The organism is Steroidobacter sp. (genome assembly GCF_016790065.1).
GTDB lineage: Bacteria > Pseudomonadota > Gammaproteobacteria > Steroidobacterales > Steroidobacteraceae > Steroidobacter.
Window position 1 is genome coordinate 1 of sequence record NZ_JAEUPY010000674.1, and the last position, 13,454, is coordinate 13,454.

The window sequence follows — 13,454 nt, forward strand, 5'->3', positions numbered from 1 at the left end:
CCCATTCGTTGCGAGAATAGAAACCCTCGAGCGTGAGCTGGGTGGCGTCGCTCAGATCGGCGACCAGTACCGGCGCCACGGTGATTTTGTTCAAGTCCCAGGAATCCAGGAACGATTCGCGCTCTCGGTAGCCGGCATTCAAGCGGACGCGCACGCTGTCGGAGAGCGGACCGCCCACGTCCAGCGAGTAGCGCTGATCGTCGTAGCTGCCCGCGGCGGCTTCGAGCTCTAGATGGAAGTGGTCCAGCGGTTGCTTGGTGACGATGTTCACCACCGCGCCAGGCTGTTGCGATCCATACAGCACCGAGGCTGGGCCCATCAACACTTCGACGCGCTCGGCGTTGATGAGATCGGCGCCGTGATTGATGGTGTCGACGGTGATGCCGTTGATGGTGCGAGCGACCTGAAAGCCGCGGATGACCGCCTCGCCTGGATAGAAGCCGATTTCCGAGTAACGGCTGGCGTTGGTCGGCACGAATCGCAGTACGTTGTACACGTCGGCTGCGGCGGTGTTGACCTGGAAGTTATGATCGAAGACCGCGAGTGTCTGCGGCACGTCACGTACTGTGATCGCGTCATTCAGTGTGCGGCCGTAGACAGTTACATACTGCAACTCTTCGATCGGCTCGGCGTTTTGCGCGGGCGGCGCTGCGCTGTTCGGTGAGGTTGCCTGGCCGATGCGCAGATAGGCGGCATCCGAGAGGCCGGATTTCGCAGCAGTTTGCGGTGTTGCTGGAGCAATCAGGATTGCGCCGCTAGTGTCAGTCTTCAAGGTGAGCGGTGTGCCTTCCAGCAGCAGCCGCAGTCCTTGTTCGGCTGACAGGTTGCCGCTGCAACCGCTGGTGGTATAACCGGCGACTTGATCGTTTCGATAAACGAGTTCGATACCTGCTTGTCGCGCGAATTCTCTAAGCGCCTGCGACAGATCTCCGGCTGGAACATCGACGCGATGCTGAGCGTCCGCGGCCAGCGCCGGACCGATCAGCGACAATGAGATCGCGGCTGCGAGCAGCCCACGACGTAGTTTTTGGTGCCCGAACATTCATCCTCCCGTGGCGGTCGTCGACTATTGCGTCCGCTCGACTACCGGGACGAAGCAACTTGAGGTTTCCGGTAACTGGAGTTGGTTCACTCGCTGAGTTTTTGCTCGATGAAGATTCGACCTTGCTGCGTGCGGACCTCGACGGGATAGGACTGTTCTAACAAACGAAGAAAACCTTCCACGTTGTTGGTCCGGAAGTTACCGCCCAATCGCAGCGCTGCCACGTCGGCGTCGTCGATCACGATCTTGCGAGTGTTGTAGCGATTGAATTCCGCGGCGATCTCACTGAGCGGCGTCTGATGGAACGCCACGAATCCGGAGCGCCAACTCAAATAATCTTCGGTCAGGGCTGGTGGTTGTTGTTCCACGATGATGCCGTCATCGCTGACGCGGGCGATGCCGCCGGCACTGAGCCGCATCTTCTGATGTTGTTGGTCGCCGAGACCGTCCTCGATGCGAACGATGCCTTCCAACACCACCACGCGAAGCTGATCGCCGGCAACGCGCATGACTGAGAACTTGGTGCCGACGGCCACTACTTTGCGCGCACCGGCGACGACCACGAAGGGCCGGTTTGCATCCTTCGCGACTTCAAAGAACGCTTCACCTTGCCGCAAGTCGATACGCCGTTCCTCGGCACCGATCGCCACACTCATGCGGCTGTCGGTATTGAGCGTGACTGTCGAGCCATCGGCTAGCGGCACCGCGGCCAGGCCGCCGACCGGAGTTCGATACGATTCGGCGGTCGAGCGGATGTAGACCGTCAGTGCGAGCACGGTGGCGAGCAGCACACTGGCCGCGATCGCAGCCGGCACGCGCCAATGCCTCGACCAACTCACTGATCGATCTGGTTGCGGCTGCGGTGCTTCGATGGGCTCAGGAGGGCTGGCGGCGAGCGCTTTCAGCCGGCCCGCTTCCTGCCAGCCTGCATCCAGACGATAGTAAGCGGCGCGATGACTGACGGAGCTCGCCAGCCACGCTTGCAACGCTGTCTCATCGACCTCGTTCCAGCCTTGCTGGCCGCGTTTGACGACCCACGCTGCCGCGGTCTGCTCGATAAGTTCTCTAGATTCCATCTTTCGGTTCGGCCTCCGCCGGCCGCCTTCGACTGTTGTCCTCCTGGTCCGCCTGCTCGCCATACAGGGCGTCCGTGAGCATGCGCACCCCGCGGACCAGATGTTTCTCGACCGTTGCTTCGGCAATGCCGAGCTGGCTCGCGATGGTCCGTTGCGACAGATCCTCGATACGCCGCAACCAGACCACTTCGCGGCAGCGCTGCGGCAGTCGCCGGAACAACGTGGCGACTCGCTGTAACTGCTGCCGCCCGTTGACTCTGCGTTCCGGTGAGATTTCATCCACCAGGACGTTCAGCACGTCCATATCCTCCAACAGGTCGATGGCGACGATCCGCTCCCGTCGGGCCCGATCGATGAGCAAGTTACGGGCCACGCTGAACAAGAATGATTTCGGCGAGGTGGGGATGCTGCGCTCGGCGGCCTCCAGGACGCGCACGTACGTGTCGTGCCGCATATCGGCTACGTCCGCATCGCTTTTTAGCTTGCGGCGTAGAAAGCGCAGGAGTGCCGCCTCGTGCGGGAGGATCTCTCGGCGAAACCATTCCTGCACTATGGGCTGCATGGCCAGACGATAACTCGGTTGGCCGACCGCTCAAAGCAAAAACCACTGAGTGAAAGTCGCTTAGAGGAAGTGCGGGCGCCGTTCGTCCCGATGGAACTAGACCGGTCTGGCCAGCGCCGAGCCGGTCGTATTCACCCCTTCCCAGGAGCTTTTCCGATGTTTCGTTGTCGAGCCGCTTGGATTTCTGTCGCCCTGGTCGCGGCTTGCGTAGGGACGGCACCGTTCGCGAACGCGGCGGACAAGGAGCCGCTCACCGTCAACTGGTATCACAAGGCGCAGTTCCTGCAGCCGGTCATCGACCAGTTCAGCAAAGACAGCGGCATCGCCGTCAAGGTCACCGACGCCTACGACAACTTCGACACCGACGTCATTCTGGTGTCGGATTACAAGAGTCTGACCGAAGCCAAGAAGCTGGGCTCCTTCGAGGAGATTCGCTCCCCCGACCTGGATGCAATCGTGCCGGCGCGGTGGCGCGATCGTGATGGCAACTGGTACGGCGTGATGTTGCGCGCCAGGGCGGTGATTTATAACAAGGCGCAAGTACGGCCCGGCGAGATCAAGTCGTATCGCGATCTGGCCGATCCCAAATGGCGGGGCAAGATTGCGTTACGGTCGGCATCGAATATGTACAACCGCTCGTTGCTCGCGTCGATGATCGTACATGACGGCTACGCAAGCGCTGCGAGCTGGGCCAAGGCGGTGCGTGACAATGCGGGCGAGCGTGCCGAGTACTCCGGGGATACCGGCAACATCTGGCGCGTAGCCAAAGGGGAATTCGCGCTTGCCTTCGTGAACACCTATTACCTCTGTTATGAGATCGCCAAGGGCCGCGAGCAGGCGAACGGTCTGAAATTGGCAGATACCCTCGGGGTGGCCTGGTTGGATCAGGACGGCGCGGGCCAGCACGTTAACGTGACCGGTGTCGGTGTGCGTTCCGGCACGGCACGCAAGGACGATGCAATGAAACTGGTGCGCTTCTTACTCAGCAAGCAGGGGCAGGCGCTGTTGTCTCAGAACGTGTTCAAGTATCCGGTTCGCAGCGATGTCGCGCCCAGCGCCCTGTTGCAGTCATTCGGCAGCTTTCGCGCCGACGAGTTGAACTTGAACGATCTGGAACTGCACTACGACGAAGTGGACGGCATTTATCGCTCGGTGGGCTGGCGGGCCTGGCAGGAAGAGTGAAGCGCTGTCAGTTTCGTCATCGGGAGCGAACGAAGTCCAGCGCCGGATCGCTGCCGCTGGCCAACGCGTCCGCGGTCATTGGAGCGAGCACATCAGGCAGGATGGTTTCGGCCGGGCCGGCGTGCACGTCAGGGCGGATCAGGCGGGCGGTCGACAGATTCAGGAAGTAGGGCATGTGAGGGATGTCGAGATGAATCTCGCTGGCATTGAAGGATGGCGAATTGCCGGTAGGTTCGCCGATCAGCATGCCGAGATGGTTGTCGCGCATCAGTATGGCGAACAGAGACGCGCTGGAGAATGTGCCGCCGTCGGTTAACAGGTAGAGGTCTACTTTCGGAGCGGCGTCGGAGGGTGCTGGCGGCAGGCGCTGCGCGAGCATGGATAGCACGAGCGAGCCGGGCAATCGATAGTCGCGAGCGTTCGCGGGTGAGTTCGAGATGCCGAGTTTCTCGAGAAGGGGAAACATGTTTTTGGGATCGAACGCCGGTTGGGCCGCATTCAATTCCGGTGACACGCGGACATCGACGGAGAACGCGTTCGTCGGCGCACGGCCGAATGCGCGCAGGATAGCGAGCGCGACTCCGGAATCGCCGCCAGGATTGCCTCGGACGTCGATGGCTATCTTACGGATCGAGCTTTGGCGCACCTCTGCAACGAAGCGACTGAGCGTTGCGTGGAATTCGTCGTTGACGTCGCAGCGGTCCAGCCACAGTGTCGCGGTCGAGGATGCTGGCCACAGCTGATATCCGATCCATGGACGAGGCGGCGAGACTGTCGTTCCCAGGCGCAAGCGCTGCGTAGACGGTGCGCCGTCGCGAGGCTGATAGCTGATATCGACCGAGTCATCGGGGTTCAATAATCCCAGAGAACGCAGCGTATCGGCGCGTGGCAGTAGACGCGCGAACTCGCTGTGCGCCCAGTAGCGATTCTCGTGAGGGATGGACGAGACAGCGAGCCGATCGATTTCATCGAGCGAATATTTCCCGATGGCAAGTACTCGTGAGCCTGCAGGCATGCTTGTGCTGGAACGTACCAACAGTCCTTGATCGGTCCATGCCAGCGTCAGCGGCAGTTGCTTGCACTTCTCCTCAGCGGTCGACGTTAGTTTGAGTCGGAGATGAGCGTCTTCGGCGTGAGCCAACACCTGGTTGATCGATAGAGCGAGCTTGGCTGCAGCAATGGGTTCGCTGATCGAGTCGCGCAGCAGCCGAAAGCCTTCTTGAAGCGCCGGCGCCATGCCTTGTAACGATCCAACGTGCGCACTGGCGACTCGATCGCCGACAAATGCAACGGCGGTGCGGCCCTGCTCGCGAGTCAAGGTTTCGGTTCCGCAGTCAGGCGCGGCGGCGAGCGCTGCCGAATGAACGCCGAGCGCGGCGACGATGCAGGCACTTGTTCGAATAAATAATCTCAGCATTGCAGGCCTGCGAGTTCCATGGTCAGTGCGAGGTGGTGCGTTCCGCCCAAGCGCGCAAGGTGCGCTTATCGACCTTGCCGATGGGCAGCAGCGGCAGTTCGGAAACGAGCACGATGTGTTTGGGCAGCTTGTAGTTGGCGAGCCGGTCGCGACAGTGCTGTGCGATCTGCTGTGTCGTGATGGGTTCACGGAGCACCACATACGCGACCCCAACCTCTTGCCAAAGAGGGTCGGGGATAGAGACGACCGCGGCGCTTGCGACACCGGGGTGGGTTTCGATCACTGTCTCCACTTCCCGGGGATAGACGTTGTAGCCGCCGGATTTGTACATCTCTTTCAGGCGCCCGATCAGCCGGATCCGGCCATCGGCTCGCTGCTCGCCGAGATCTCCGGTGCGGAAGAAGCCGTCGGCAGTGAATGCGGCGGCAGTGGCGTCTGGTCGTTGCCAGTAGCCCAGGAAATTACCTGGTGAGCGCACCTGAATTTCCCCAGGCTGACCGACTGGGACGGGATGGTCCTGCTCGTCGACCAATCGAACCTCCGCGCCCGGCCGTGGGTGGCCGACAGTGTTTGCCAGAATGTCGAGGTCGTCCGTGGGCTCGATGATGGTGATCGCGCTCGAGGTTTCCGTCATGCCGTAGTTGGTCGCAAGCTTCGGGCAGATGGATCGAAGCTGTTCGATGGTTTCGCGTGGCATGGCTGCGCCTCCCCAGGCGATCAGCTGCACTGACGAAAGATCGAACCTCGCAAAGTCCGGGAGTGCCAACTGCATCTGAAAAACACTGGGCACGGAGCCCCATAGCGTGATGCGTTCACGCTCGATCAGTTCGAGACATGCTGTCGGATCGAATTGTTCGAGCATGACCTGCGCGCCGCCCGCTACCAGGCAGGGCATCATGCAATCGACGACGCTGCCAATGTGATTGATGGGGAAGTAGTTGATGATCCGGTGGGGTGCTAGCGGCCACAGCGAGTTGCACAGGACCGCGAAATCGATGATGCCTCTGTGATGAAGCAGGGCGCCTTTGGGGGCGCCGGTGGAGCCCGATGTATAGACTAGCAGGCACGGATCTCGACTATCGACGTCGGCGCGTGCGTGCTCGAGCTGTTGGGGCGAAATGGAGTTGCCGCGGTCGAGGAACATCCGCATCGGAATCGCGCCTGCCATGTCACTTGCGTCGTCAAACAGAACGATCTGCCCCAGCGACTTAGATGACGCCCGAAGCGCGTCGATCTCCGGCTCGTAACTACGTCCTAGCAAGCTCCTGTGGGCGAGTAGGACTTTGGCACCGGAGTCGACCATGCAGTGCTGTAACTCAGGCAGCCGATAGCGTGGGTTCAGTCCGAGCCAGATGGCTCCGATAGAAGTTGCGGCAAGCAAGCTCACCACGAAGTCGGGATGGGGCGTCGACAACGTGGCTACGCGATCACCCTTGCGCACTCCAGCGGCCAACAGCGAGGCTGCGAGAAGATCGACCTGCTGCATCAAGGCGCGGTAGGAAATGCGATTCTCGTCGTGAATCAGCGCAACTGCGTCCGGATCGCGCGCGGCATGCGAAGTCACATAGTCACTGATCCTGGTCAGCGGGGTAGCGGCTGTCGTCATCGCGACGGCGATCACGTGTTGGGCGGGACCCAAACGGTCAGCCACTGAGCGACCAGCGCCGGGCGCGCTTCGCCTTCGATCTCGACGGTGCAATCGAACGTGGTAATGAGTCGTCCGCGCTCGTCGGTCTTGCGCTCGAGCAACTTGAAACAGCCTCGGACTCGGCTGCCTGTGCGCACAGGTGCCACCAGCCTGATGCGATCGAAGCCGTAGTTGAGGTAATAGCCTGAGCGGCGTGGATCGTGCGCGCCGCGAACGCCCATCGAACCATGCAGCAGATGGGTCAGCAACGAGATGGTCAAAAATCCGAAGGCAATCGTGCCGCCATAGGGGCTGTTGGCGGCGGCCCAGTCGGGCTCCACATGCATCGGATCGGGATCGAGTGTGGCGTGCCCGAAGCTGTCGATCATGGTCTGCGACACAGTCAGCCAAGGAGAAACACCCACTTCTGCGCCAGGCGTCAAACTGTTCAGCGTGTCTTCGATCAGTGCGTCCGCCATGCGTGTCACTCCGAGGGTTCATTCATCAAATGGGTCGGAATTGAGCTTGACCTCAGTTTTCAAAAAGGTCAACCTTGATGTCGACAGGGGTGCTGCAGGGCGCCCCGCGGGGAGGGGCTGGTGCGACGAGTTGCTGGATTTCTGACGATCGCGGCGGCAGTGCTCATGGGGACGGTGGCGGCCGAGGCGGCACCCCTCAGCGAATCGCAATACGCGACTTTGGTGGCGCGTTTTCAAACGGCCGTGGATGCTGAGCGCGCTCGCTATTCCGTGCCTGGGATCACTGCGGCGTTGGTTCTACCCGATGGTCGTTTGGCGAAAGTTGCCAGTGGGTATGCGGATGTCGAACGCAAGCTTCCCATGACGCCTGACTCACGCATGCTTTCCGGCAGTACCGGTAAGACTCTGGCGGCTGCCGTGGCAATCAAGTTGTCGCGGCAAGGTGTTTGGTCGCTCGATGACAAACTGTCCAAGTATCTGGGCAGCCGGCCCTGGTTCCAGCGATTGCCGAATGCGGACGGGCTCACGATTCGATTACTGCTGCAGCATCGCGGCGGAATGGAGAATTACTACAACAATCCACGCTTCTTTGATTGGTACCGCGCGCGGCTCGCCGAAGATCCGAGCTACGTACCCAACTTCGATACTTTGATCGAGTTCGTCTGTGAGCAGCCGCCGCTGTTTGCGCCTGGCCAGGGTTTCAACTATTCCGACGTGGGCTACTTGATCGTCGGCCTGGCCATCGAGTCGGCAACCGGTCGTGCCTACTACGACCAGGTGCGTGAATCGTTTCTCGATCCACTGAGCCTCACGCTGACTGCGCCATCGAATGTGCGAACCATCCCGGGGCTCACGCAGGGTTATGCAAACGGACGCAATCCGTTGCTGCTCGGACCCCGCATGTTGGGGGAGCGCGGCGTGCTGACCTACGACCCGTCCATTGAGTTCACAGCGGGCGGATTCGTCAGCAACTCGGGTGATTTGGCGCGGTGGGCATTCGCCTTGTACGGCGGGAAAGCACTGGATTCGCCGGCGCTTGCGGAGATGCTGGCCGTGCCCACTGGCACAGCAAACGCGCGTTACTACGGATTGGGTGCGGGTGTGTTCCCAGCGAACGACGGGCTACCTCTTGCCTATGGTCATGATGGATACATTCCGGGGTATCGCTCGTCGCTGCGCTATTACCCCGCTGCTGGGATGGCCATCGCGCTACAGACGAATACGGAAGATGGCTACTGGGAAGAGAGCAAGCAGGGCGCGGCAGCTGGCCACCTGGATTTCGCGTCGCTGCGGGCGAGGATTACGCGGGCCGTGCTCGAATTTCCAGGCGTGGGTCGCTGAGGTTCGTTGTAGCGATTCAAGCTAGAAATGAGATTGACCTCAAATTTAGTAAAGCGTAGTGTCGGTTAGGGGTTGGATGTTCACTCTGGGGAGGACTGATGGACGAAAAGATCATGAAGAGCAGTGGGGCGCTGGCAACGGCGTGCGCCTTGGTCCTGACGTCGGCGGCTCATGCCGCGAGCGACGCGCCTGCCACGACGGACATCCTCGAAGAAGTTGTCGTGTCTGCGCGCATGCGCGATGAAGATCTGCGTGACGTGCCGATCTCAATCGTTGCAATCGGTGCGGATGCGTTGGCGCAGCGAGGCGCGACGGAACTGCGGAATCTGGGCGACGTCGTGCCCAATGTCATCATCGGTACCAGCAATCAGGAACGCCGTACCAACCTGGTGATTCGCGGCATTTCCACCGAGGCGCGTAGCATCGGTCAGGAAACTGGCGTGGGTGTGTATCTGGATGGCGTGTACACCGGCCGGGCCGAAACATACAACCAACGTTTGCCCGATATCGCCCAGGTCGAGTTTCTACGCGGGCCGCAGGGAACCATCTTCGGTAAGAACACGATTGCCGGCGCCATCAGCCTGACGACGATCAAGCCGAGCGATGAGATCGCGGGCTCATTGTCACTGGACGGGGGTAACTATGGGCATGCCGAAGCCGTCGGATTTTTGAGCGGCCCTCTCAAAGAGGGTGTGTTGTTCGGCAAGATTGCAGCCTACGGATTGACTGAGGACGGCTACGCGCGCAACGAGTTCAATGGCCGCCGAGCGGGCGGTAAGTTACAGGACGGCGTGCGTGTTCAGTTGCGTGCGACGCCTTCCGAAAAGCTCGAAGTGAGCTTCTCGGCTGACGTGAATCGCATCGACAACGAGCCTTATCGCGCCGAGGTGACCCGAGGCACGTTCGGAAACGAGCCAGGCGCATTCACGTTCAACGAGGCGTACAAGTCCTGGGAACACATCGACTACAGCGGTGCCGCCCTGACAGTGAACTACTCGCTGGATTCCGGCCACTCGTTGACGTCCATCACGGCCTTTCGGAAATCCCAATGGGACACGCTGGGCGATGAAACCTCGAACGGTTTCAATCATGCGTGGGCGGAGTACGAGCAGAGCAGCGATTACGCGTCCCAGGAGCTGCGGCTCGCGTCGCCTTCGGGCGAGAAGCTCGACTACGTGGTCGGTCTTTACTACTCCAATCAGAAATCGGACACGCACACGCCAGTGTTCATCGGCGATGGCCTTGCCGACATCTTTGGTATCCCGTACGGCTGGAAGTCGTTCGATCAGCGCGCCGACGTCACGACCGATGGGTATGCAGCATTCGCCAATATGACCTATCACTTCGCCGAGCGCTGGGCGGCGACGGTGGGCGGGCGTTACACGTATGAGCAGAAAGACTTGAACTTCCAGCAGTTCGATCCGAACGGACTGGGGTTCGTGCCTAACATCGGGCCACTGACCGACGACTACAGCGCGGGCGAGTTCACGCCCACCGCCAGCTTGATGTATTCGCTCAATCCGAGCTGGAATCTCTACGCCACGTATTCGTCGGGCTACAAGAGCGGCGGTTTCAACGTGGATGTGCTCTCGACGCCGAACAACATCGGGTTCAACGCCGAGCGCGTCGATAACTTCGAGTTGGGCGCCAAGGCGGTGCTGTTCGATGGGCGTGCCCAGGCCAACGTGGCCGTGTTCTATATGGACTACAAGGATCTGCAGGTCACCCAATACGATCCCACCACCTTCGCGAACTACATCGGTAACGCCGCGAGCGCGTCCGTGAGTGGCATCGAGTTCGATCTGGTCGCACAACCGACGCCGCACCTCAACATCAGCGCTGGATTGGGATTGCTCGATGCCAGCTTCGACCGATTCCTGGATCAGTACGGTGTGGATCTGAAGGGCAACGACTTGCCGTTCGCGCCGAGCATCAGTGCCTCGCTGGCAACCGAATACAACTGGTCGATTAGCTCCGCGGTCGGTGCGTTCGTCCGGGTGGAGGGGGCCTATCGCGATCGAACCTATCCCGATGTTCAGAACGATCCGCGTAACCAGTTGGAGTCGTACACCTTGTTGAATGCCCGCGCCGGGCTGCGACTCGGTGACGGCTGGACTCTCGAAGTGTACGGGCGCAATCTCACCGATGAGCTCTATGCTGTGAATCGCACGACGCAGCGCCCATTGCTGTCGTTCCTGCCGCCGTTCGCCTATGACGAGACCACCACGACGTTTGGCGCTCCACGGACCTATGGTGTAAAGCTCACGACCCGGTTCTGAGCCACACTGTATTCCGTAGGAGGATTGAATGGAGGTCATCGCGCCCTGGATGAACGAGGAGCTGACGCTGTTTCGCGAAGTCGCCGAGCGCTTCGTCAACGAGCGAATGGTGCCGCAGGATGCGCGTTGGCGCAGAGAGCATTGTGTAGGGCACGAGATCTGGCGTGAGGCTGGTGAGATTGGGCTGCTCTGCACAGATATCCCCGCGGAATACGGGGGTGGCGGTGGCGACTTCCGCCACGAGTCCATCGTGCATGAGGCTTTGAATCGCCGTGGCTTGGTCGGGTTCGCAACCGGCGTGCACAGCATCTGCGCCCAGTATGTGAATCGCCACGGTACGTCCGAACAGAAGCAGCGTTGGCTGCCGCGGCTGGCTCGTGGGGAGTTGGTGGGCGCGATTGCCATGACCGAACCGGGGACGGGTTCCGATCTGCAGGCCATTCGAACGACCGCGCGACGGGACGGTCAGCACTACGTCATCAATGGCGCCAAGACGTTCATCACCAATGGTTCGCTCGCGGGGCTGTTGGCGCTGGTCGTGAAGACCGATCCGACGCAGCGGGCTTCGGGAATGTCGATCATCATGGTCGAGACGGCCGATCTGCCCGGCTATCGCGTCGGCGCCGTGCTCGACAAGATGGGCATGCAAGCTCAGGACACGTCGCTGCTGTTTTTCGAAGACATGCGAGTTCCGGTCGATTGTTTGCTAGGCGGCGAGGAGGGCAAGGGGTTTCAGCAGCTGATGAGCGATCTGCCCTATGAGCGTGCGTTGATCGCGGTTTGTGGTGTCGCGGCCATGGAAGGTGCTATCGACGAGACGCTGCGCTACGTGAAGGAACGCAATGCTTTTGGCAAGCCTGTGTTCGAGTTTCAGAATACGAAGTTCGAGCTGGCCGAGGTTGCCACCATCACCCGCATCGCCCGTGTGTTCGTCAACGACTGTATTCAGCGCGTGGTGGATGGCTCGCTCGACTCGAGTACTGCCGCGATGGCGAAGTGGTGGGTCACCGATATGCAACAGCAAGTCATCGATCGCTGTCTGCAGCTGCATGGCGGCTACGGCTATATGAATGAAACGCTGGTGTGTCGGATGTTCGCGGATGCGCGCGTCCAGCGAATCTACGGCGGTACCAATGAGATCATGAAAGAGTTGATCTCTCGTACGCTGTGATGAACGACCAAGAGACGAATCCGCCCGAGGGTTGGGCTCCGGAGCTCGGGCAGATCGAAGATCGCCGTCGCGCGTCGGCCGAGATGGGTGGCGCCGACAAAGTAGCGATACAGCACGCCAAGGGTAAGCTGACGGTGCTGGAGCGCATCGATCAGCTACTCGACGCGGGCACGTTTCGGGAGATGGGCGCACTCGCAGGCACCGGCCGCTACACCGACGACGGTCAGTTACACAGCTTCACGCCTGCCAACTCGCGATTCGGTTGGGGTTGCATCGATGAGCGTCGCGTCGTGGTCTCGGGGGATGACTTCACGGTTCGCGGTGGCGCGGCCGACGCTGCGATTCATGAGAAGCTGGTGCAGGCCGAGCAAATGGCGAATGAATTCAAGATGCCCATTGTCCGGTTGCTCGACGGCTCGGGTGGCGGCGGTTCGGTAAAGACCTTGGAGATGACCGGACACACGTATGTGCCCGAGATGCCGGGCTGGGACTGGGTGGTCGCGAATCTGTCGACGGTGCCAGTGGTTGCGCTCGGGCTCGGGCCGATTGCGGGGCTGGGGGCCGCGCGCCTGGTGTCGAGTCATTATTCTGTGTTGAGCAAACAGGGACAGATGTTTGCCGCGGGTCCGTCGCTGGTGGCGGCGATCGGTCAGAATGTCACGAAGGAAGAGTTGGGCGGCGCCGGGCTGCATGCGCAGATCGGCTCTGTAGACGACTTGGCTGACAACGAAGCCGATGCATTCGCTAAAGCTCGCCGCTTTCTATCGTATCTTCCTTGCTCGGTCGATGCGTTGCCTACGCGCATTCCGTCACAGGACCCGCCGCAGCGTGTCTCGGAAGAACTCGATTCGATCGTTCCGCGCGATCGACGTCAGGCTTACAAGATGCGACGTGTGCTCGAGTGTGTGCTCGACGCCGGCAGTTTCTTCGAGATCGGGCGTCACTGGGGGCGAGCTTCGATCACGGGCTTCGCGCGGTTGGATGGTTGGCCTGTGGCCGTCATTGCTAGCGATCCGAACTACTACGGCGGCGCTTGGACCGCGGACACGGCGCAGAAGCTGGTCCGATTCATCGAGCTGGCGGAAACCTTTCACTTGCCGGTAGTGCACCTCGTCGATATCCCCGGATTCATGGTAGGTCTGCAGGCGGAGCGTGCCGGCACATTACGGCACGGAGCGCGCGCCCTGGCGAGTGTGTATCAGGCGACCGTGCCTTGGTGCACGGTCATTGTTCGCAAGGCTTTTGGTGTCGCAGGCGCCGGCATGTGCAATCCCACTC

11 protein-coding genes are annotated in these 13,454 nt (G+C 60.8%); 5 read left to right on the top strand and 6 right to left on the bottom strand.

Features of this window, described 5'->3' with window-relative positions; translation table 11 throughout:
* From JNL55_RS27810 to JNL55_RS27820, 3 genes are all read right to left on the bottom strand, one after another.
* Window positions 1–1,042 (bottom strand): TonB-dependent receptor (locus JNL55_RS27810; RefSeq protein WP_293862376.1); only part of this gene is annotated, 1,042 nt, incomplete at its 3' end.
* Between the two features lie 86 nt (window positions 1,043–1,128).
* Window positions 1,129–2,118, bottom strand: coding sequence for a FecR family protein (locus JNL55_RS27815; protein ID WP_293862379.1), 990 nt, complete (start codon window positions 2,116–2,118; stop codon window positions 1,129–1,131).
* Window positions 2,108–2,668 carry an RNA polymerase sigma factor gene (locus JNL55_RS27820; protein WP_293862382.1) on the bottom strand — a complete coding sequence of 187 codons (561 nt, stop codon included), beginning with the start codon at window positions 2,666–2,668 and terminating at the stop codon, window positions 2,108–2,110. Before JNL55_RS27820 ends, JNL55_RS27815 begins: the two co-directional genes overlap by 11 nt.
* Before the next feature lie 168 nt (window positions 2,669–2,836).
* Between JNL55_RS27820 and JNL55_RS27825 the strand changes: the two genes are divergently transcribed.
* A complete protein-coding gene (locus JNL55_RS27825; protein ID WP_293862385.1) occupies window positions 2,837–3,862 on the top strand; it encodes an extracellular solute-binding protein in 1,026 nt (341 codons plus the stop codon).
* Window positions 3,863–3,878: 16 nt separating this feature from the next.
* Here the strand turns inward: JNL55_RS27825 and JNL55_RS27830 are convergent, their stop codons facing one another.
* From JNL55_RS27830 to JNL55_RS27840, 3 genes are all read right to left on the bottom strand, one after another.
* Entirely contained in the window at window positions 3,879–5,180 is a 1,302-nt protein-coding gene (locus JNL55_RS27830) for a S41 family peptidase (protein WP_293862388.1), read from the bottom strand.
* Between the two features lie 121 nt (window positions 5,181–5,301).
* Window positions 5,302–6,885 (bottom strand): class I adenylate-forming enzyme family protein, encoded by a 1,584-nt coding sequence (locus JNL55_RS27835; protein WP_293862391.1) that lies wholly within the window; start codon window positions 6,883–6,885, stop codon window positions 5,302–5,304.
* A gap of 11 nt (window positions 6,886–6,896) precedes the next feature.
* Window positions 6,897–7,385, bottom strand: coding sequence for a MaoC family dehydratase (locus JNL55_RS27840; RefSeq protein ID WP_293862394.1), 489 nt, complete (start codon window positions 7,383–7,385; stop codon window positions 6,897–6,899).
* Window positions 7,386–7,505: 120 nt separating this feature from the next.
* Here JNL55_RS27840 and JNL55_RS27845 point away from each other — a divergent pair, with 120 nt between their 5' ends.
* The 4 genes from JNL55_RS27845 to JNL55_RS27860 all read left to right on the top strand — a co-directional run.
* Entirely contained in the window at window positions 7,506–8,726 is a 1,221-nt protein-coding gene (locus tag JNL55_RS27845; RefSeq protein ID WP_293862397.1) for a serine hydrolase domain-containing protein, read from the top strand.
* 98 nt (window positions 8,727–8,824) lie between these two features.
* Window positions 8,825–11,005, top strand: a complete 2,181-nt coding sequence (locus JNL55_RS27850; protein WP_293862400.1) for a TonB-dependent receptor — start codon at window positions 8,825–8,827, stop codon at window positions 11,003–11,005.
* A gap of 28 nt (window positions 11,006–11,033) precedes the next feature.
* Window positions 11,034–12,176 (top strand): acyl-CoA dehydrogenase family protein, encoded by a 1,143-nt coding sequence (locus JNL55_RS27855; RefSeq protein ID WP_293862403.1) that lies wholly within the window; start codon window positions 11,034–11,036, stop codon window positions 12,174–12,176.
* On the top strand, window positions 12,176–13,454 hold a 1,279-nt coding region (locus tag JNL55_RS27860; RefSeq protein WP_293862406.1), incomplete at its 3' end, for an acyl-CoA carboxylase subunit beta. The genes JNL55_RS27855 and JNL55_RS27860, both read left to right, overlap by 1 nt.

What these genes read in the sequence shown, in the direction of transcription:
- JNL55_RS27815 (WP_293862379.1), bottom strand. Translation starts at nt 2,118, where the DNA reads ATGGAATCTAGAGAACTTATCGAGCAGACCGCGGCAGCGTGGGTCGTC.
- JNL55_RS27825 (WP_293862385.1), top strand. Translation starts at nt 2,837, where the DNA reads ATGTTTCGTTGTCGAGCCGCTTGGATTTCTGTCGCCCTGGTCGCGGCT.
- JNL55_RS27835 (WP_293862391.1), bottom strand. Translation starts at nt 6,885, where the DNA reads ATGACGACAGCCGCTACCCCGCTGACCAGGATCAGTGACTATGTGACT.
- JNL55_RS27840 (WP_293862394.1), bottom strand. Translation starts at nt 7,385, where the DNA reads ATGGCGGACGCACTGATCGAAGACACGCTGAACAGTTTGACGCCTGGC.
- JNL55_RS27850 (WP_293862400.1), top strand. Translation starts at nt 8,825, where the DNA reads ATGGACGAAAAGATCATGAAGAGCAGTGGGGCGCTGGCAACGGCGTGC.
- JNL55_RS27855 (WP_293862403.1), top strand. Translation starts at nt 11,034, where the DNA reads ATGGAGGTCATCGCGCCCTGGATGAACGAGGAGCTGACGCTGTTTCGC.